Origin of the sequence: Stutzerimonas stutzeri (assembly GCF_000219605.1) — a bacterium.
Classification (GTDB): domain Bacteria; phylum Pseudomonadota; class Gammaproteobacteria; order Pseudomonadales; family Pseudomonadaceae; genus Stutzerimonas; species Stutzerimonas stutzeri.
In genome coordinates, this window is record NC_015740.1 from 2,296,299 (window position 1) to 2,316,571 (window position 20,273).

General features: G+C 64.8%; 17 protein-coding genes. 10 read left to right on the plus strand and 7 right to left on the minus strand.

Annotated features, from left to right (window positions below):
- The first annotated feature begins 1 nt into the window (after window position 1).
- The 3 genes from PSTAB_RS10675 to fabI are packed head-to-tail and all read left to right on the plus strand — an operon-like array spanning window position 2 to window position 3,459.
- A complete protein-coding gene (locus PSTAB_RS10675; protein WP_011913386.1) occupies window positions 2-1,021 on the plus strand; it encodes an ABC transporter permease in 1,020 nt (339 codons plus the stop codon).
- Between the two features lies 1 nt (window position 1,022).
- The gene (locus PSTAB_RS10680) at window positions 1,023-2,684 is read left to right on the plus strand and encodes an ABC transporter ATP-binding protein (protein WP_013982911.1); all 1,662 of its coding nucleotides are present in this window, start codon (window positions 1,023-1,025) and stop codon (window positions 2,682-2,684) included.
- On the plus strand, window positions 2,665-3,459 hold the full coding sequence (gene fabI, locus PSTAB_RS10685) for an enoyl-ACP reductase FabI (protein ID WP_011913388.1): 795 nt from the start codon (window positions 2,665-2,667) through the stop codon (window positions 3,457-3,459). Before PSTAB_RS10680 ends, fabI begins: the two co-directional genes overlap by 20 nt.
- 102 nt (window positions 3,460-3,561) lie before the next feature.
- Here the strand turns inward: fabI and PSTAB_RS10690 are convergent, their stop codons facing one another.
- The gene (locus PSTAB_RS10690) at window positions 3,562-4,326 is read right to left on the minus strand and encodes an SDR family NAD(P)-dependent oxidoreductase (RefSeq protein WP_013982912.1); all 765 of its coding nucleotides are present in this window, start codon (window positions 4,324-4,326) and stop codon (window positions 3,562-3,564) included.
- 333 nt (window positions 4,327-4,659) lie between these two features.
- Between PSTAB_RS10690 and PSTAB_RS10695 the strand changes: the two genes are divergently transcribed.
- Window positions 4,660-5,529, plus strand: a complete 870-nt coding sequence (locus tag PSTAB_RS10695; protein WP_013982913.1) for a helix-turn-helix domain-containing protein — start codon at window positions 4,660-4,662, stop codon at window positions 5,527-5,529.
- Between the two features lie 101 nt (window positions 5,530-5,630).
- Here PSTAB_RS10695 and PSTAB_RS10700 read toward each other — a convergent pair whose 3' ends face one another.
- Window positions 5,631-7,406: a PQQ-dependent methanol/ethanol family dehydrogenase gene (locus PSTAB_RS10700; RefSeq protein WP_013982914.1), complete on the minus strand. Its 1,776-nt coding sequence runs from the start codon at window positions 7,404-7,406 to the stop codon at window positions 5,631-5,633.
- A 279-nt stretch (window positions 7,407-7,685) separates the two neighbouring features.
- Here PSTAB_RS10700 and PSTAB_RS10705 point away from each other — a divergent pair, with 279 nt between their 5' ends.
- Window positions 7,686-8,924 carry a substrate-binding protein gene (locus PSTAB_RS10705; protein ID WP_013982915.1) on the plus strand — a complete coding sequence of 413 codons (1,239 nt, stop codon included), beginning with the start codon at window positions 7,686-7,688 and terminating at the stop codon, window positions 8,922-8,924.
- Window positions 8,925-8,930: 6 nt separating this feature from the next.
- Here PSTAB_RS10705 and PSTAB_RS10710 read toward each other — a convergent pair whose 3' ends face one another.
- The 4 genes from PSTAB_RS10710 to pedF all read right to left on the minus strand — a co-directional run bounded on the left by PSTAB_RS10710 (window position 8,931) and on the right by pedF (window position 12,082).
- Window positions 8,931-9,860, minus strand: a complete 930-nt coding sequence (locus tag PSTAB_RS10710; protein ID WP_013982916.1) for a quinoprotein relay system zinc metallohydrolase 1 — start codon at window positions 9,858-9,860, stop codon at window positions 8,931-8,933.
- 46 nt (window positions 9,861-9,906) lie between these two features.
- Window positions 9,907-10,653 (minus strand): quinoprotein dehydrogenase-associated SoxYZ-like carrier, encoded by a 747-nt coding sequence (locus tag PSTAB_RS10715; protein WP_013982917.1) that lies wholly within the window; start codon window positions 10,651-10,653, stop codon window positions 9,907-9,909.
- Window positions 10,654-10,730: 77 nt separating this feature from the next.
- Entirely contained in the window at window positions 10,731-11,645 is a 915-nt protein-coding gene (locus PSTAB_RS10720; RefSeq protein ID WP_011913395.1) for a substrate-binding periplasmic protein, read from the minus strand.
- A complete protein-coding gene (pedF, locus tag PSTAB_RS10725) occupies window positions 11,645-12,082 on the minus strand; it encodes a cytochrome c-550 PedF (protein ID WP_011913396.1) in 438 nt (145 codons plus the stop codon). The genes PSTAB_RS10720 and pedF overlap by 1 nt, the downstream gene beginning before the upstream one ends.
- Window positions 12,083-12,393: 311 nt before the next feature.
- Between pedF and exaA the strand changes: the two genes are divergently transcribed.
- The 5 genes from exaA to PSTAB_RS10750 all read left to right on the plus strand — a co-directional run bounded on the left by exaA (window position 12,394) and on the right by PSTAB_RS10750 (window position 17,720).
- Window positions 12,394-14,265 carry a quinoprotein ethanol dehydrogenase gene (exaA, locus tag PSTAB_RS10730; RefSeq protein ID WP_041771734.1) on the plus strand — a complete coding sequence of 624 codons (1,872 nt, stop codon included), beginning with the start codon at window positions 12,394-12,396 and terminating at the stop codon, window positions 14,263-14,265.
- A gap of 157 nt (window positions 14,266-14,422) precedes the next feature.
- The gene (locus tag PSTAB_RS10735; RefSeq protein ID WP_013982920.1) at window positions 14,423-15,076 is read left to right on the plus strand and encodes a pentapeptide repeat-containing protein; all 654 of its coding nucleotides are present in this window, start codon (window positions 14,423-14,425) and stop codon (window positions 15,074-15,076) included.
- Window positions 15,077-15,211: 135 nt separating this feature from the next.
- Window positions 15,212-16,528: a methyl-accepting chemotaxis protein gene (locus tag PSTAB_RS10740; protein WP_011913399.1), complete on the plus strand. Its 1,317-nt coding sequence runs from the start codon at window positions 15,212-15,214 to the stop codon at window positions 16,526-16,528.
- A gap of 64 nt (window positions 16,529-16,592) precedes the next feature.
- The gene (locus tag PSTAB_RS10745; protein ID WP_011913400.1) at window positions 16,593-16,976 is read left to right on the plus strand and encodes a 3'-5' exonuclease family protein; all 384 of its coding nucleotides are present in this window, start codon (window positions 16,593-16,595) and stop codon (window positions 16,974-16,976) included.
- Between the two features lie 99 nt (window positions 16,977-17,075).
- On the plus strand, window positions 17,076-17,720 hold the full coding sequence (locus PSTAB_RS10750) for a DUF2703 domain-containing protein (RefSeq protein WP_013982921.1): 645 nt from the start codon (window positions 17,076-17,078) through the stop codon (window positions 17,718-17,720).
- 100 nt (window positions 17,721-17,820) lie between these two features.
- On the opposite strand, the gene PSTAB_RS10755 is transcribed toward PSTAB_RS10750, so the two are convergent.
- Window positions 17,821-20,118 (minus strand): TonB-dependent receptor, encoded by a 2,298-nt coding sequence (locus PSTAB_RS10755; protein WP_013982922.1) that lies wholly within the window; start codon window positions 20,116-20,118, stop codon window positions 17,821-17,823.
- Window positions 20,119-20,273: the final 155 nt, after the last annotated feature.

The window sequence follows — 20,273 nt, forward strand, 5'->3', positions numbered from 1 at the left end:
AATGCAGTTGTCCCCCCTCAATCAGCGCAGGCTGGCACTGTTCAAGGCACACAAGCGTGGCTGGTGGTCGCTGTGGATCTTCCTCGCGCTGTTCGTGCTCAGCCTCGGCGCGGAGATCATCGCCAACGACAAGCCGATCGTGGTGCGCTACGACGGCGAATGGTTTTTCCCGGTGTTCAAGCGCTACCCGGAAACGGCGTTCGGTGGCGAGTTCCCGCTGCAGGCCAATTACAAGAGCCCATACATCCAAGAGCTGATCGCCGAGAAGGATGGCTGGATGATCTGGCCGGTCATCCCCTTCAATTATTCGAGCATCAATTACGAGCTGCAGGTGCCGGCGCCGGCACCGCCTTCGCTGGAAAACTGGCTGGGCACCGACGACCAGGGCCGCGACGTGCTGGCGCGGGTCATCTACGGCTTTCGCATCTCGGTGCTGTTCGCCATCACGCTGACCCTGATCAGCTCCGTGATCGGCGTGATCGCCGGGGCGCTGCAGGGCTTCTATGGCGGCTGGGTGGACCTGGTCGGACAGCGCCTGCTGGAGATCTGGTCGGGCCTGCCGGTGCTCTACCTGCTGATCATTCTCGCCAGCTTCGTGCAGCCCAACTTCTGGTGGCTGCTGGGCATCATGCTGCTGTTCTCCTGGATGAGTCTGGTGGATGTGGTGCGTGCCGAATTCCTGCGCGGACGCAACCTGGAGTACGTGCGCGCCGCTCGCGCGCTGGGCATGCAGAACGGCGCGATCATGTTCCGCCACATCCTGCCCAACGCCATGGTCTCCACCATGACCTTCATGCCATTCATTCTCACCGGAGCCATCGGCACCCTCACCGCCCTGGACTTCCTCGGTTTCGGCCTGCCGGCAGGCTCGCCGTCGCTGGGCGAGCTGGTCGCCCAGGGCAAGGCCAACCTGCAGGCGCCCTGGCTCGGCATCAGCGCCTTCATGGTGCTGGCGATAATGCTGACCCTGCTGGTTTTCATCGGGGAGGCGGCGCGCGATGCCTTCGACCCAAGGAAATAAGATGTCCGAAGTTTCGATTGGCGAGAACCTGGTCGAGGTCCGCGACCTTGCCGTCGAGTTCGTCACCGGCGATCAGGTCCAGCGCGTGGTAGAGGGCGTGTCCTTCGACATCCGCAAGGGCGAAACCCTGGCGCTGGTGGGCGAAAGCGGCTCGGGCAAGTCGGTCACCGCGCATTCCATCCTGCGCCTGCTGCCCTACCCGCTGGCCCGCCATCCCCAGGGAGAGATTCATTTCCACGGGCAGGACCTGATCAAGGCGGACGAAAAAGCCATGCGCAAGATCCGTGGCAACCGTATCGCCATGGTCTTCCAGGAGCCCATGACCTCGCTCAACCCGCTGCACACGGTGGGCAAGCAGATCAACGAGGTACTGGAAATCCACAAGGGCCTGCGCGGCAAGGCCGCCAGTGCCCGCACGCTGGAATTGCTCGAGCTGGTGGGCATACCGGAGCCGCGCAAGCGCATCCGCGCCTACCCGCACGAACTGTCCGGCGGCCAGCGCCAGCGCGTGATGATCGCCATGGCCCTGGCCAACGAGCCGGAGCTGCTGATCGCCGATGAACCGACCACGGCGCTGGACGTTACCGTGCAGCTGAAGATCCTCGAACTGCTCAAGGAACTGCAGGCGCGGTTGGGCATGGCGTTGCTGCTGATCAGCCACGACCTCAACCTGGTTCGGCGGGTCGCCCATCGCGTATGTGTCATGCAGCGCGGTCGTGTCGTCGAACAGGCGTTGTGTGAAGAACTGTTCCGTTCGCCCAAGCATCCGTACACCCAGGAACTGCTCGCGGCCGAGCCCAGCGGTGGGCCGGTGGAGGTCGAGCAGGCGGCACCGCTGCTGGAGGTCGAGGATCTGCGCGTCTGGTTCCCGATCAAGAAGGGCCTGCTGCGGCGTACCGTCGATCACATCAAGGCGGTCGACGGCGTGAACTTCAGCCTGCCCCGGGGGCAGACGCTGGGGATCGTCGGCGAAAGCGGCTCGGGCAAGTCGACCCTGGGGTTGGCTATCCTTCGTCTGTTGTCCAGTCGCGGCGAGATCCGCTTCCAGGGTCAGCAGCTGCAGGGCATGTCGCAGCGCGCCGTGCGGCCGTTGCGCCGGCAGATGCAGGTGGTTTTCCAGGACCCCTACGGCAGCCTGAGCCCGCGGATGTCGGTCGGGCAGATCATCGGCGAAGGGCTGCGCATTCACCACATGGGTAATGCGCAGGAGCAGGAACAGGCAATCATTGACGCGCTCGTGGAGGTTGGTCTCGATCCGGAAACCCGGCATCGCTACCCCCACGAGTTTTCCGGCGGGCAACGGCAACGCATTGCCATTGCCCGGGCTCTGGTGTTGAAGCCGGCGCTGATACTGCTCGACGAGCCGACCTCGGCGCTCGATCGCACGGTACAGCGTCAGGTGGTGGAGCTCCTGCGCTCGTTGCAGGCCAAGTACAACCTGACCTACCTGTTCATCAGCCATGACCTGGCGGTGGTCAGGGCGCTGAGCCACCAGATGATGGTGGTCAAGCAGGGCCAGGTGGTGGAACAGGGGGCGGCTGCCGAGATATTCGCGGCACCGCAACATCCGTATACACAGCAGCTGCTGGAATCCGCCTTCATGGCGCCCGGCGCTGCCGAACAACCAGAAGAGGGACAAGCACATGGGTTTTCTCACCGGTAAGCGCGTACTGATCGTCGGCGTTGCCAGCAAACTGTCGATTGCCTCGGGCATCGCCGCCGCCATGCATCGCGAAGGTGCAGAACTGGCTTTCACCTACCAGAACGACAAGCTCAAGGGCCGCGTCGAGGAATTCGCCGCCGGCTGGGGCTCGAGCCCGGAGCTGTGCTTCCCCTGCGACGTCGCCAATGACGAAGACATCGCCCGCGTGTTCGAGGAGCTGGGCAAGAAGTGGGACGGCCTGGACTGCATCGTTCACTCGGTCGGCTTCGCCCCGGGCGACCAGCTGAACGGCGACTTCACCGAAGTCACCACCCGCGAAGGCTTCAAGATCGCCCACGACATCAGTGCCTACAGCTTCGTCGCCCTGGCCAAGGCCGGTCGCGAGATGATGAAGGGCCGCAACGGCAGCCTGCTCACGCTCTCCTACCTGGGCGCCGAGCGCACCATGCCGAACTACAACGTGATGGGCATGGCCAAGGCCAGCCTGGAAGCCGGTGTACGCTACCTGGCTGGCAGCCTTGGCCCGGAAGGCACCCGCGTCAACTGCATCTCCGCCGGCCCGATCCGCACCTTGGCAGCCTCCGGCATCGCCAGCTTCCGCAAGATGCTCGCCGCCAACGAGAAGCAGACCCCGCTGCGCCGCAACGTCACCATCGAGGAAGTCGGCAACGCCGGTGCCTTCCTCTGCTCGGACCTGGCGTCCGGCATCAGCGGTGAGATCCTTTACGTCGACGGCGGCTTCAACACCACCGCGATGGGCTCGCTGGAAGACTGATCCCGGCCCCCATGCGACGCAAGGAACCCCGCCGTTTTGGCGGGGTTCCTGTTTCTGCCCCGGGAAACCCGAGACAAGCCTGGCGGCACGCGCGAAGCGCCCTCAGCCGGCGGTCACCGTCATGCCGCCATCGGCCATTACCACCGAGCCGACCATGAAACTGGCTCGCTCCGAGGCCAGGAACGCAACGACCTCGGCAATCTCCTCCGGCTGCGCCGCGCGGCCGATGGGCGCGGCTTCGCCATGCTGGGCGAGAAAGCCCGGCCCGTCCTCGACCACATCGTTGAGGATGTTGGTCACCACATCGCCGACGCCGATGGCGTTTACCCGAATGCCATGCTCGATCGCCTCCAGTGCCAGCGTGCGGGTCAGCTGTGCCAGCGCCCCCTTCGAAGCCGTATAGGCGGCGATGGTCGGAAAGGCGAAGTACGACGCATAGGAGGCGATATTGACGATCGCCCCCGAGCGGTTGGGCATCATTGCCTTGACCGCTTCGCGGCAATGCAGGAAAGCCGCAGTGGCATTGACCGCCTGGATGCGCTCCCAGTCCTCGCGGGTCATGTCCACCACCAGCTTGTTGATGATGATGCCGGCATTGTTGACCAGGATGTCGAGTCGGCCGAAGCGCTCGACCACCAGGCCCACCGCCCGCTCCGCGGCCCCGTCTTCGGTGATGTCGGCCTGAAGCGGCACTAGCCCCGGTCGAGCGAGTTCCTCGACCGCCGGGTCGATGTCTTCGGCAATGACCTTGGCACCTCGCTCGTGCAGCAGCAAGGCGATCGCCTTGCCGATACCACTGGCAGCGCCAGTGACCAGCGCGACCTTGCCTGCAACTTCCGCGATGACGCTATGCTTCGAATCGCTCATGCTGATTCCTCCGGTATATATGGCGCCATGGGCGCCCTGGTTATCGACAGGTTCAGTCTTGCTCATCGTTGCGCCCCGAACTTTCGCTGGCTTGCTCTGGCTGTCGGACTCTTGCGCGCAAAAGCCGGATCTAGACATCTGCGGACCGCAGGACCGCACAATGGTGGGCTGAAGTCCGCCCCGCGGTTCGCTCCGTGTTCGATCCGCGGCACCGGACGGCCGCTGCGCTACGCTAACGACCTAGCCGCTTGCGTTCTTGTCCTGGAGTTTCGCGTGCCTCGGCCATCCGACGCCCCGCCCTTGCCAGCTTCCGGCCGTGCCCCGGCCCAGGCCATGGGCCGTTACCTGCCCGCCGAAACGCGGCTGACCGAGCTGCCAATGCCGACGCAGGACGTCGTGCTGCAGCTGTTCAGCCACCGTTCGGTCGAAGTACCGATCGGCGTGCCGGCGGTGGTGGAGCCGTTGCTGGTCCTGGTGCTGGCCGGTGCAGCGCAGGTCGAGGAGCGCACACCGGGCGGCCAGTGGAGCACGGTGAACGTCCGGGCGGGCGACTTCTTCCTGACCGACACGGACGAGCCCTACGAGATGCGCTGGCAAGCGCTGGAGGGCGAGCGCTTCGAGGTGATGCACCTGTATCTCGGCCTGCCGCTCATCGACCAGGCGGCGCGTGAACTGCTGGGGCCGCAGAGCACCGGCGTTGCCTTGCTGGACGTTTCCGGTGCACGGGACGAGACGGTGCGCTGGTTGATGGATCAGCTGCGTCGCGAACTGCTCGACCGGCCCCAAGCCAGCCCGCTGTACGTTCGTGGCCTGGCCCAGGCACTGGCAGTGCATCTGCTGCGCCACTATCGCGACCCGCACGGCAGCATCCGCCGCAGCAATGCCCTGCCCGCCTACAAGCTGCGCAAGGTCATCGGGGTGATGAACGAACGGCTGGCCGAGGAGTTCAGCCTGGCGGCGCTGGCGCAGGTCGTCGAACTGAGCGAGTACCACTTCAGCCGGATGTTCAAGCGGGCCACCGGCCTTTCACCGTCGCAGTACTTCATCGGGCTACGCATGGCGCGGGCGCGGCAGCTGCTGCTTGAAACGCCGCGCAGCATCATCGACATCGGGCTGGAGGTGGGCTACTCGAGCCCCAGCCATTTCTCCCAGGTGTTTCGTCGTGAGGTGGGCGTCACCCCCAGTACCTATCGCCAGGGCTGAAAGAAATTCCGCAGGCGCAGAAACACGAAACCCCGGCCGTGATGACCGGGGTTTCGTACACGAAGCCCGGCGTTCGCCGGACTCGTCCTACAGATCGTCGATCAGCGCTTGGCGACCAGATCCTTCGGCAGCTTGAAGGTCCAGACCATGCCGCCCTGGTTGAACTCCTTGATGCGCTTGGCGACTTCACCGCCCCACAGAGGGACCGCACCACCCCAGCCGGACAGGACGGAAACGTACTGCTCGCCGTCCATCTCCCAGGTAACCGGAGAACCGACGATCCCCGAACCGGTGTTGAACTCGTAGACTTTCTTGCCGGTCTTGGCGTCGAACGCCATCAGGTAGCCTTCCGGGTTGCCGGTGAACACCAGGTTGCCCTTGGTGGCCAGCACGCCGCCCCACAGTGGCGCGTAGTTGTTGTAGCGCCAGACTTCCTTGCCGGTCTTCGGATCGATGGCGCGCAGCACGCCGATGAAGTCCTCGTTGAGCGGCTTGATGGTGAAGCCGGCACCCAGGTAGGCCGCGCCCTTCTTGTAGGCGACGCCCTCGTTCCAGATGTCCATGCCCCACTCGTTGGACGGCACGTAGAACAGCCCGGTGTCCTGGCTGTAGGCCATGGGCATCCAGTTCTTGCCACCGAGGAACGACGGCGCGACGAACACGGATTTGCCCTTGTCGGCCTCGTTCGGATTGCCCGGACGGTTGGCGTCGTCGTAGATCGGCCGACCGTTCTTGTCCAGGCCCTTGGCCCAGGTGATCTTGTCGACGAACGGAAAGCCGCGGATGAACTTGCCGTTGGTGCGGTCGAGCACGTAGAAGAAGCCGTTGCGGTCGGCAGTACCGGCAGCCTTGATGGTCTTGCCGCCTTCCTGGTAGTCGAAGGAGATCAGCTCGTTGACGCCGTCGAAGTCCCAGCCGTCATGCGGCGTGGACTGGAAGTGCCACTTGATCGAGCCGTCGTTCGGGTCCAGCGCCAGGCGCGAGGAGGAATACAGGTTGTCGCCGGGACGCAGGTGCGAGTTCCACGGCGCCGGGTTGCCGGTGCCGAACAGCAGCGAGTCGGTGTCCGGATCGTAGTAACCGCCCAGCCAGGGCGCCGCGCCGCCGGTCTTCCACAGGTCGCCGGGCCAGGTCTTGCCCGCTTCGCCGCCGGAGATGCCGGCCTCGACCTTCTTGCCATCCTTCCACACGTAGCCCATGTGACCTTCCACGGTCGGACGGGTCCACAGCAGTTCGCCATTCTTCGCGTTGTAGGCCTCGATCTTGCCCACCACACCGAATTCACCACCGGAAACGCCGGTGATGAGCTTGCCGTTGACCACCAGCGGAGCGGCAGTCAGCGAGTAACCGGCCTTGTAGTCGGCGACGGTCTTCTTCCACACCACCTTGCCGGTGTCCTTGTTCAGTGCGACCAGCTTGGCGTCCAGGGTGCCGAAGATCACCAGATCGTCGTACAGCGCCACGCCGCGGTTGATCACGTCACAGCACGGCATGATGCCGTCCGGCAGGCGCGCATCGTACTGCCACAGCTCCTTGCCGGTGCGGGCATCGAGCGCATACACCCGCGAATAGGAGCCGGTGATGTACATCACGCCGTCCTTGATCAGCGGCTGTGCTTCCTGGCCGCGCTGCTTTTCACCGCCCAGAGAGAAGCCCCAAACCGGTCGCAACTGATTGATGTTGTTGGTGTTCAACGCGTCCAGGGTGCTGTAGCGCTGGCCCTGCAAGCCCAGGCCGTTGGTGACGATCTGATCGGTGGACTTGGCGTCGTTGAGGATTTCCTGGTCGGTTACGGCCCAGGCGTGCAGGCTGGACATCGCCACCGCGGCGCATAGCGCCGTCACGGCGAAGGGCTTGCGAAGACCGGTGTGCTTCATTGCGGCTACCTCTGCGGGTTCATTGTTATGCCGGGAAATTTTCCCGGTCTGTTGCAGATTCTTGGTTTGCCCCGCCTCGCCAACAATTGCCCGCAGTACCGATTTTCCTCCTCCCTTGGTAGCAATACGCCGCTGCAGGCCAGGAAAACCGTGCCCTCCCGGGGCTGGTAGGGGCCATCGACGGCACCGAAGTCGCAACCAAACGGCCGGAAAAGACTATTCCGCACGGCCAGCCCAGCCCCTAAAACGGACGTCCCCTCGCTCAGAAGGATACGAGCCATGTTTCACCCGATCCTGCTCTTCACCCTCCTCCTCCTGCCCCTCGCCAGCGCCAATGCCGCCCAGCCGATCCGCCTGGGGCTCAATTACCCGAGCACCGGCAACTACAAGTCCGAAGGCCTTGAACTGAGTCGCGGCGCCCTGCTCGCCGTGGACGAGATCAACGGGCGCGGCGGTGTGCTCGGTCGTCCGCTACAGCTGGTCAGCCTCAATTCGGCTGCACGCGCGGAAAAGGCCGAGGCGAATATCGATCGTTTTGCCAGCCAGGGCACCGTCATGGTGTTCGGTGGCGCCAACAGCGAGGAAGCCCTCGCCGCCGGGCAGCGGGCACGCCAGCTAGGACTGCTGTACTTCCCGACCCTCGGCTACGCCAACGAGATCACCGGCCGCGACGGCCATCGCCATCTGTTCCGCGAATCCAACAGCGCCTGGATGAGCGCGCGGGTGCTGGGCGAGTACCTCAGCTGGCACATGCCCAACCGGCGTTACTACTACATCAGCCTCGACGACGCCTGGGGCCGCAGCATGGAACAGGCCCTGCGCGAGGCGACCAAGAGCCGCGACCGTGCCCGTCACGGCTATTCGAAGATCGCCGAGCGTGGCGCACGCCGCGGTGACTACCTGGCGGCACTGCAGAAGGCTGCCGCCAGCGACGCCGACGTACTGGTGATCGTGCTGCTCGGTCAGGACCTGGTACAGACCATGCGCCTGGCACAGACGCTGGAACTGGGCAAGCGCATGCAGATCATCGTGCCCAATCTGACCCAGAGCATCGTCGAGCAGGCCGGACCGCTGGTCATGGAGAACGTGATCGGAACCGAGGCCTGGACCTGGCGCGTGCCCAAGCTGGTGGACAGCGTCGAAGGGCAGACCTTCGTCGACCGTTTCATCGCCCAGCACCAGGCCTACCCTGGCAGCACCGCCGCCTCGGCCTATGGGATCGTCCGGCAGTGGGCGGCCGCGGCACAGCGTGCCGGCAGCCTGGACAGCGAAGCGGTGATCGCGGCCCTGGAAGGCCATCGCTATCGCCTGCTCAAGGACGAGCAGTACTGGCGCGACTTCGACCATCAGAACGTGCAGAGCATCTACGCCGTGCGGGTCCGCAACCGCAGCGAAATCATGCAGGACCGTTTCAAGCAGGATTACTTCACCATCATCCACCGCATGGATGGCGAAGAAGCTGCGCCAAGCCTGGATGACTGGCAACAGGAACGCGGCGATCAGCTACAGCTGCAGTGAAACTCCTCACTGGTCGACGCGTTCGAGCGCGTCGGCCTCGTAGCGCGGATAGAGGTGGCTGACGCTGCGGATCAGTTCGTAGCGCGTCAGGCTGATGCCGGCGAAACGCTCCGGTATCGGACTCTGGATCACCTCGTTCATATCCGCCCCGCTGGCGGCGGAATCACGCAGCAGGCCATCGAGCCAGCCGAGATAGTCGCGCATCTGGGCGAATGGCGCGGCATCGTCCGCCACCGGGCCGTGCCCGGCCACCAGGCGCTTCCAGGGCAAGCCCTGGAGGGTATCCAGATCAGCCAGCCAGACATCCAGCCCCGGACTGTTTGGCGTCGTCAACGCACGCTGGTAGAACAGGATGTCACCGGCGAATAGCACACCTGTGCGCTCGTCGAGGATGGCCAGGTCCGCACCGGTATGCCCGCGCAGCGCCAACAGGCGCAGCGTGCGCCCACCGACTTCCAGCGTACCGGTCGTGACGCTCTCGGTCGGCAGCACCACTTCGGTGCCGCGCATCCAGTCGCCAACCAGGCGGTACATGTTTTCCGCCATGGCGTTGCCCTGCTCGCGCAGCAGTTCGGTGGTACCGGCCAGCGCGGCGATTGGCACGTCGGCGAATGCCTGGTTGCCCAGCACATGGTCCGGATGATGGTGGGTCAGCAGTACCTTGATGATTGGCCGATCGGTCACCCGGGCAATGGCTTCGCGCATCGCCTCGCCGTAGCGTCTGGACGGCCCGCTGTCGATCACCACCACGCCAGAGTCGGTGACGATGAAACCGGTGTTGACGATGTTGCCGCCATTGGCCTTGTCGAAGTTGGCCGTCGAGCCTTCCAGCAGCCAGACGCCCTCGGCGAGCGGTTGCGGCTGCAACTCGTAGCGAAGCTCGGCGTGCACGGATGACGTCAGACAGAACGCGAAAATCAGAATGAACAGGCGCATGACGCCTCCTTGGCTTGGGTTATCGCAGGCCGAAGCGGAGATGGGCTCAGAGCGCGGCTTCGAACTCGTTGCCGTTGTTGTCGCGCAGCCACAGGCGGGTGTCCTGCTCGCCTTTCACCTCCAGGCTGAGGCTGGGGTTCTCGGCGACGGCGGGATACAGCTCGAGCGCTGCCAGGACCTGCCCGTCGGCAGCGCGCAGCTCGGCCTGGTTGAGGAAGAACTCCGGAATGCCACCGACCAGGCCGTTATCCATGGGATGGGAGACCTGCAGGCGCAGGCGGCTGAAGTCACCGCGCGCGAAGCGCCCGCCGATCACCTCACCGAGCCGGTCCTCCCAGCCGGGCTGCGCGCGCACCACGCTGGGCGCGGTGCACCCCCCACCAGCGGCATCGACCCTCGCCGAGCCGACATGCCAGACACCATCTCGAGTCAGCACGGCGGCACGTACCGGGGTGGCCTGCTCGACACGGATGCGGATCGCCACCAGCGGCAACATCTGGTCGCCGGGGACGAAGGTGAAGATCCGCGGAATCGGATTGAGGTCGGCCCAGGCTTCTATGCGCACCACCTCATCGCCCAGGGCACGCGCATCGACGTGGATCGGCACCTGCCGCGAGTCCTCGGCGAACGGCGGCACCTGTACCTGCACGCGTTCGTCGAACACGTAGGGCTCGCCGTTGAGCAAGCCCTTGTGGTGGTACTCCCACATCACCGACTGCAGCGGGTCGGCATCCGCCGCCAGCACGGCCTGCCCCTGAAGGGCGATCAACAACAGCAAGATCCGGACGCTCATGTCGACTCCTCGAAACGGCGATCCGCAACGGGATCGGTATCGCGCAGCGCTCGGCCCGGAGCGGCATGACGCCGCCGTCAGCGCCCGGCCACGTCGTTTTCCACATCCTGGTACAAGCCGGGCAGCTCGTAATGCAGCCCGTGCTTGGCGTACAGCTTTTCCATACCGCCTTCGAGGATCAGCGGTTCCAGCACTTCCTCCAGCGCATAGGCCAGCTGGCGGTTGGACTCGTGTACGGCCATGCCCAGATCCCAGACCTGCTTGCCCATGTTCGGGTAGGCGTTCTCCGCAAGCTTCAGGTGGCTGTCGCCCGCCTGGGCCATCAGCCATTCGATCTCGCCACGCATCGCCATGGTGGCGTCGACCTCGCCCTCCTTGAGCGCGGCGAAGGCCTGCTGCACGCTGGGATAGTGATGGAGGTTTTTCGCCAGCCGACCCTCGAAGACCGAGGACAGGTAGAACGAGGGGACGCTGTCCACCTCCACGCCGATCGGGTGGTACTGGAATACCGCCACGCTGGGCACGTCCTCGATGCGCCGATCGTCATAGGCCGTCTGCCAGCGCTCGCGCTGGTAAGGCCCGAACATCACCACCAGCTCGTTGATCAGTTCACCCAGCTCGTTGCGCTTGTAGGAGAACTCGCGGTCGTACGGCACGCGCAGCATCACGTCGGCCAGCACGTCGCGGCGCAGGTAGTGCCCCTTCCAGATGAAGTTGCGCAGGTCATCGTCCAGCGTTTCGTCCGGCGTCACCCACAGCACTTCGAGCTTGAGGCCCAGGCCTTCGGCAAGCTTCTGCGCGAGCTCGAAGTCGACGCCGCGCGGCTGGCCGTCCTGCTGGTAGCTGTACGGGGGGAAGTTCTCGTACATCGCCACCTTGAGCACGCCCGACTCGATGATGTCATCGAAGGCGCGCACCCTGACCACGTCCGCCTGCGCCAGCGCGCAGCACAGCGTCAGCCACAGCGCGAGGAACAGCCGCGCGCCGGCCATCACTGCTTGGCCGCTTCGCTTTCGATATAGGTACGGATCGCCCACAGCGCTTCCTGACTGAGGGTGTCGGCCATGCGCGGCATGTACACCGCACCGTCACGCACGGCGCCGTTGATCACGCGCTCCTTGTACCACTCGTCGCCGTCGTAGCTGGCTTCCAGCTCGCGCAGGTCCGGAGCGATACCGCCGGAAATGGCTTCCAGGCCATGGCAACGGGCGCAGTTCTGGTTGTAGGCGGAGGAGCCGATCTGCACGGCGAGGTCGTGGTGCTCGCTCGGCGCGCGATAGGGGTTCTCGTCCAGCCACTCCTCACCCAGCGCCGGCAGGCCTTTGGTGTTGACCGCCTGTGGCGTCACGTCGCCATGGGCAAATACCAGTCCGGAAACCCCGAGGACACCCGCTGCCAGCAGTGCGCGCAAAATGATCTTGTTGTTCATGACTACCACCCTCTATATCGAGAACCTGTGCAAGGCAGCCCCAATCGGAGCGCATGGTGGTCATGTTGGCCGCGCGGACGGATCGGCAGAATCCTGCTTTGGATGCCTGCATCTCCTCCCTTGGTACTGGGTTTTGCTACCACCTTCGGCACCCCACCGGTAGCAAGGCCAAATCATCGGCGGCCGGGAAGGAATCCCGGTGTTGGCGGGAGCTTTTCCGTGTCGGTGCGCGCGCCGCGCTTCCAATAATCGAATCGCCTGGCCAGCCGGATGTGGCGGCCTCGTTCGAATCGACCAAGGGAATCGCAACCATGAAAACAAGATCGCACCCCGGCGCACCCCGCCCGCTCGCACTTGCCGTGCAATGCCTGGCTCTGGCCGGCAGCCTTGCCATGGCGGGCGCCGTGCACGCCAAACCGGTCAGCTGGGAAGACATCGCCAATGACCATGTCACCACCAGCAACGTACTGCAGTACGGCATGGGCACCAATGCACAGCGCTGGAGCCCTCTGGCGCAGGTCAACGAGAGCAATGTGTTCAAGCTGACCCCGGCCTGGTCGTTCTCCTTCGGCGACGAGAAGCAGCGCGGCCAGGAATCCCAGGCCATCGTTCATGACGGCGTGATCTACGTTACCGGCTCCTATTCGCGGGTGTTCGCGCTCGATGCGAAGACCGGAAAGCGCCTGTGGAGCTATGCCCATCGCCTGCCCGACGACATCCGCCCGTGCTGCGACGTGGTCAACCGCGGCGCCGCCATCTATGGCGACAAGATCTACTTCTGCACCCTCGATGCCCGTGTCGTGGCACTGAACAAGGACACCGGCAAGGTCGTCTGGAACAAGAAGTTCGGCGACCATGGCGCCGGTTACACGATGACCGGCGCACCGACCTTGGTAAAGGACGGCAAGACCGGCAAGGTCCTGCTGATCCACGGCAGCTCCGGTGACGAGTTCGGTATCGTCGGCAAGCTGTTCGCCCGCGACCCGGATACCGGTGAGGAAATCTGGATGCGCCCGTTCGTCGAAGGCCACATGGGCCGCCTCAATGGCAAGGACAGCACCCCCACCGGCGACATCAAGGCGCCGTCCTGGCCGGACGATCCCAACCACCCCACCGGCAAGAAGGAAGCCTGGAGCCAGGGCGGCGGCGCGCCATGGCAGAGCGCCAGCTTCGATCCGGAGACCAACACCATCATCGTCGGTGCGGGCAACCCGGCACCCTGGAACGGCTGGGAGCGCACCAGCGACGGTGGCAATCCGAACGACTACGACAGCCTCTACACCTCAGGGCAGGTCGGCGTCGATCCGAGCACCGGCGAGGTGAAGTGGTTCTACCAGCACACCCCGAACGATGCCTGGGACTTCTCCGGCAACAACGAGCTGGTGCTGTTCGACTACAAGGACAAGGCCGGCAAGACCGTCAAGGCCACCGCCCATGCCGACCGCAACGGCTTCTTCTATGTGGTGGACCGCAAGGACGGCAAGCTGCAGAACGCCTTCCCCTTCGTCGACGGCATCACCTGGGCCAGCCATATCGATCTGAAAACCGGGCGACCGGTCGAGAACGAAGGCCAGCGCCCACCCAAACCGGAGCCGGGCGAGAAGCACGGCAAGTCGGTGGAAGTCTCGCCGCCCTTCCTCGGTGGCAAGAACTGGAACCCCATGGCCTACAGCCAGGACACCGGCCTGTTCTACGTGCCGGCCAACCACTGGAAGGAGGACTACTGGACCGAGGAAGTCAGCTACAAGAAGGGCTCCGCCTACCTGGGCCAGGGTTTCCGCATCAAGCGCATGTACGACGACCACGTCGGCATCCTGCGCGCCATGAATCCCGCCACCGGCAAGGTGGAATGGGAACACAAGGAAAAGCTGCCGCTGTGGGCCGGCGTGCTGGCAACCAAGGGCAACCTGGTCTTCACCGGCACCAGCGACGGCTACATCAAGGCCTTCAACGCCAAAACCGGTGACGAGCTGTGGAAGTTCCAGACCGGCAGCGGCGTGATTTCCCCGCCCATCACCTGGGAACAGGACGGCGAGCAGTACATTGGCGTAACGGTCGGCTATGGCGGCGCCGTGCCCCTGTGGGGCGGCGACATGGCCGTACTGACCAAGCCGGTCGCCCAGGGCGGCTCGTTCTGGGTATTCAAGCTGCCGGACTGGGAGAAGAAGACCGCCAAACGATGAGTGGAGCCGTGCCCGCCCACGCGGGCACGTCCTCTAGCCCTCAAGGTACAGCGGTTCGCGCGGCATGCCTGGCCTCGCCGGCTTCGGGTTGGCGCTCTCGCCGACAGGCCAGAAACGCCACGCGACCGCTTTTCATTTGCTGCCTCAGGTGACGCCCATGAACGCCCCTTGCCGTTTGCTTCTGCCACTGGCCCTGTTCAGCAGCGCCGCGGTCTTCGCCGCGGATGACGGCCCCTTGACCGTCAACGGCTGCGTGCTACAGCCCGACAGCCAATGCGCCAACGCCGACCTGCGCGGCGCCGACCTCAGCAATCAGGACCTGCGCCGGATCAACCTCGCTGGCGCCAACCTCTCCGGCGCCAACCTGCGCCACGCCAACCTCGACCTGGCCAATCTGGAAAAGGCCGACCTCACCGGCGCCACGCTTAATCGCGCCAGCCTGCAACAGGCCAACCTGCGCCTGGCCAATTTCACCGATGCCAAGCTGATCGCCATCCAGGGCTGGGGCTTGTTCGCCCAGGCCACGCAGTTCAAGGGGGCCGACCTCACCGGCGCCTACCTGGAGTTCGCGCGCATGAGCGGCGCGAAGCTGCATGGCAGCACCCTGCGCGCTGCCGACCTGGAGATGACCTGGCTGAGCAAGGCCGACCTGATGGGGGCGGACCTCACCGACGCCAATCTGCAGGAAGCCAAGCTCAACGATGCCAACCTGGCAGATGCCGTACTGACCGGTGCTCGCCGCCATTACGCGACCTTTCAGGGCACCAATATGGAAGGATGCAAGGACTGCCCGCATGACTGGGAAAAGTGATGCACCGCCATGCCCGTTCGATTGAGGGGCTCAATCGGAGGGATAGAACGAAGGGTGGCCACTGCGCCTCAGGAAAACTCGAACGGCGCCGATGCAGTGACTGGGCGGTCTTGCCCTCCACTGGATGCCAAACAGATGTTCAACAAAAACCTAAAACGGGAACTGGCTGAGTTGCGCGAGGACGCGGCAATCAACCAGCAGATCAAGAACTCGTTGTACAGGGAAATGATGGTCCTCGAATTGGACCCGCAAGGACGCATCCAGCACGCCAACGAGCTGTTCATCAGCGAAATGGGCTATCGCCGCGAGGACCTTATCGGTCGTCCGCTCGATGGCTTCTTCAGCCAGCAGTTTCGTAGCGAACCGAACTATTCACGGCTCAAGACCGCCATGCAGCGTGCCGAGCATGTCAGCGGGGCGTACCGCCTGCTGCGTGCCGATGGCCAGGAAGCCTGGCTGCGCTCCATCTGGCAACCGATCAAGGGCTCCGATGGCACGCTGCACCACTTCACCCTGTGCGCCACCAACCTGACCCGCACCATCGAGACGTCACGCGAGCACGAGAGCGTGATCAATGCACTGCTGCGCTCCACCGCCGTCATCGAATTCGACCTGGGCGGGCATGTCATCACGGCCAATCAGCGCTTCCTCGACGGCATGGGCTATCGCCTCGAGCAGATCAAGGGCAAGCACCACCGCATGTTCTGCGAACGCGAAGAGGCCGAATCCGCTGCCTACCGGGATTTCTGGGCCAGCCTGAACCGCGGCGAGTACATTGCGGACCGCTTCAAGCGCATCGATGCCCATGGCCGGACGGTCTGGCTGGAGGCTTCCTACAACCCGGTGCACGATGCCTACGGCAAGCTCTACAAGGTCATCAAGTTCGCCACCGTGATCACCGATCAGGTCAACCGCGAGCTGGCCGTCGCCGAGGCCGCGACCATCGCCTATGACACCTCGCACCACACTGATCTCAGTGCCCAGCGCGGCGCCCAGGTGGTCCAGCAGACCGTCGATGTGATGCATCGCATTGCCCAGCAGATGCAAGAGGCTTCCGATGGCATCGAGGCGCTGGACAAGCAGTCGCAGCTGATCAGCGCCATTCTCAAGACCATCAGCGGGATCGCCGATCAGACCAACCTGCTGGCGCTCAACGCCGCCATCGAAGCTGCTCGCGCCGGCGATCAGGGCCGCGGCTTCGCCGTAGTAGCCGACGAGGTGCGTCAGCTGGCCGCGCGCACCAGCAAGGCAGCCGAGGAAATCGTCGGGGTGGTGCAGAAGAACCAGGACCTCGCCCAGGCTGCCGTGCACAGCATGTCCAGCAGCCGAGACCAGGCCGAACAGGGCCTGGAATTCGCCAACCAGGCCGGCGCGGTCATCGTCGAGATCCAGGACGGCGCCCAGCGAGTGGTCAGTGCGGTCGGCCAGTTCGCCAGTCAGCTGAAGAACTGATGGCGGGCTGCGCTCGGCCCAGCGCCTACACTTGCCGGCAGGCCCGAGCGCAATCGGGCGATGCATGTACCCGGCGGAGGATCAGCGCTTGAGCCAGAGGCCCATCATCCACATCGCGGTGCAGTCGGACGTCGAGCGGCTGCCGGCCTTCCACGGATTGCCGAATCACGCCATCGTCATGCCTGCGAGCGCCGAGGCCTTCTCCGCGGCAGCGCAGGAGCTTCTCGCCTGCGCCTGCATCGGTTTCGACACCGAATCCAAGCCGACCTTCAGGGTCGGCGAAGTTTCCAGCGGACCGCACCTCATCCAGTTCGCCACGCCGGCGAAAGCCTACCTGCTGCGAGTCGGACTGCCCGGATCCATCGAGGCGGCCCGCACCGTGCTGCAGGCAGCACAGGTGGTGAAGATCGGGTTTGGGCTGAAATCCGACCGCTCACGGCTGCACTAACGGCTGGGCATTCATGCTCACAGCCTGCTCGATCTCGGTTCGCTGCTGCGTTATCAGGGCAAGAAGGGCCAGGTCGGCCTGCGTGGCGCTGTCGCTGCGGTGCTGGGCAGGCAGATCGACAAGCCCCGCCGCCTGGCCACCTCGAACTGGGCCAATCCGCTACTGACCGAAGCGCAGCAAGCCTATGCGGCCAATGATGCCTACGCCGCGCTGCAGGTATTCCTCGCCTTGCCGGCCGAACACCAGCAGGAGCTGCTGATGGCCGCGCAGCGCGCACAGAGCGCAACCGCCGATACCACGATGGACCCGCTGGTGATTCGCTGGCAACGCCTGGTCAATGACAGCGGCCAGACCTGCGATCGCTGTGGCGCCACCGAGCAGGCGGTACGCCAGGCGAGCCGTCGGTTGCAGCAGGCGTTGCGCCGGTTCGGCGTCAGGGTGCGGGTCCAGACCTGCGCCCTCACCCCGGCTGATTTCTTGCGGACGCCACTGGAATCGAATCGCATCTGGATCGCCGGTGTACCGCTGGAGCGGTGGCTGGGCGCAGCTCACGGGCAGAGCAAATGCTGTTCGGCGTGCGGCGAGGCCAACTGCCGGACCCTTGAGTTGAACGAAACACGTTATGAGGCGGTCCCGGCCGCGCTGATCGTGCAGGCCGGACTGCTCGCGGCGCAACGCTTGCTCGGCCACCCCGTCGAAGCGCCCGTCGCACCTTCGCTACCCGATGACGACTGCTGCGCCTGAAGCCCTCCGAAGCGCGCACGCCCGCCGTAGCAATCGCCCATGAGCGCTTCGTGGGCCTGCCCAGCGCGGCGCTCGGCAGGCGCCTGCGCGTCCGGATCGCTCAGAGCGCATCCCAGCGGTAACGCACACCCAGCCAACCGGCACGCGGAGCGCCAGGGGCGATGAACTGTTCGTGCCGCCATTCGTCCGGGTCACTTTCGAAGGCATTGCCGGCCCCCACGAACGGGTTCTCTGCCAGCGCTCCGCCGGTGGCGTAGCGCTTGTCGAAGAGGTTGTCGACCCGGCCGAACAGCGTCCAGTCACGTGCGAGCCGGTAATCGGCAGTGAGATTGACCACGGCATAGCCGGGAAGCCTGCCGCGTCCCTCGAACTCGTCGTTGGCCCGATGCCGGTTGTTCTCGTTGCCACGTACGTACTGCGACGAGTACGCCAGCACGCTGGTGCCGAGGCGCAGCCTTTCATCGATGTTCCAGTCCAGGCCCAGCTTGAGGTGGTGCTTCGGCAGACCCGGCAGATAATCGCCGCTGGATACGCGGATTTCGTCGTCCGGACAGCCACCCTCGCCCGCGGTGCTGTTGTTCTCGGCAAGCAGGCACGCCGCAGAGCGGAAGGTGGCGTGCAGATAGGTGTAATCCAGCCGCCAGTCGATCGGCCCTTGCTGGCCGGCCAGGCCCAGCTCGATGCCCTGTCGGCGGGTGCGCCCGAAGTTGGTGAAGTACCCCATGCTGCCACCGGTGCCGACGAACAGCAGGTCGTCATGGTTCATGCTGCGGAAGGCCGTGGCGTTCCAGCGCGTTCCGCCAGCCAGCTCGCCGCGCACACCGACTTCGAGGGTGCGTGTCACCACCTGCTTCAGGAAGGGATCGGCGGCCATGGCGTTGGGCAGGCTGCAGGGGTTCTCCGGATCGGCGCAGCCAAGTTCGATGGGGGTCGGCGCGCGGTTGCCCTGGGTGAAGCCGCCATACAGGGTCACAGCCGGCTGCAGTTGCCAGGCGAAGCCGAGCGCCGGGTTCAGTTTGCGATAGGTGAAGTCACCATCGAGCGCGTCCCCCATGCGATCGGCATTGACCACCCGGGTACGGTTGTAGCGCAGCGAGCCGGTGAGCTGCAGGTCATCCGTCAGTGACCAGGTGTCGGTGGCGTAGAGGCTGGAAGTGCGGGTGCGACCCAGCAAGCTGTTGGCCTGCTCCTCCTCTTCTGTGGCGCTGATGCCGCGCGAATCGGTCAGCTCACCGCCCTGCTCGCTTTGATGGAAGCTGGCGCGCGTGTTGTCGTGGGCCAGGCCCAAGGCGAGCTGGTGAGCGCCCACGTAATGCGTCCATTGCAAGGCCAGGCCGAACGCACGCTGAGCGGTGCGAGTGCGGTTCAGCACACCGCTCTCTGGCGCCTCGCCCACAAAGCCGTCGTCCTCCCATTGCTCATATTCATCCTCGTATTCGTCGTTGCCGTCGCCGTTGAGCGTTGCGGTGCGGGTACGACGCAAATAGACGGTGCCGGAGAATCGATCGCTGTCGCTCAGCCAGTGGCTGGCCGAGAGCGCCATCAGGTGGCTGCGATTTTCGGTCTGGTCCGGATGGGTGAAGATGGCTTGGCGGCTCCGGTGGTGCATGCTCTCAGGGATCAGGCCGTTGCCGATCAGATCGTTGTCGGCATGAGCCAGGGTCAGCGCCACATCGGTGGTGTCGGTGGTCCAGGCGAACTTGCCGAACAGCTGACGCACTTCCGATGGCGAATGATCGCGCCAGCCGTCCTCTTCCATGCCCTCCGCGGCCAGGTACCAGGACAGCTCTTCATGCTTGCCGCCATGTTCCAATGCGCCGCCCTTGCGCCCGAACGAACCCCCATAGAGTTCCGCCGAGCCACCGGGATGCGTATCGCCACGCTTGGTCTGCAGTGCCAGCGCACCACCCAGGGTATTCAGGCCGTACAGCGGATTGGAGCCCGGGACCAACAGCATGTCGGCGATGGCGGTGCTGGGAATCAGGTCCCAGTGCACCACATCACCAAAGGCTTCGTTGACCCGCACACCATCGAGAAACACGGACAACCCCTGCGGCGTGCCGAGCAATGGCGATGCGGTGAAACCGCGGTAGTTAAGATCGGCCTGGTAAGGATTGCCCTGGATTTCGTTGACATTGACGCTGGGCAGGCCACGTTGCAGCTTCTCGGCGAGCGACTGGCCGCCCAGCTTGCGCAGCTGTTCGTCATCCAGTGTCCGGATATTGGCCGGCACCTGGTCCCTGGGCAGATCGATGCCCGGCAACGGAGTCGTGGCAACCACGTCATCGCGACCAAGATCGAACGCTTCGTCGGCATGCGCCAGGCCAGGCAGGGCGCTGGCGATGGCAAGGGACAGCAACGTGCGCCGGAGGATTGCGCTGCGGCAGAGATACGACATGGTTGTTCCTTGTTCTTGTTGGCGGTGCGCGGCGGACAAGCCGCCCGGGCCGCTGCATGATGGCAAGCGGCCAGGCGCGATTATCGAAAGGTGCCCCGCTGCGCCGACAGGGAAGATTTCCCGGCCCTGGCGGGAAATCTTCCCGATTGCCAGGC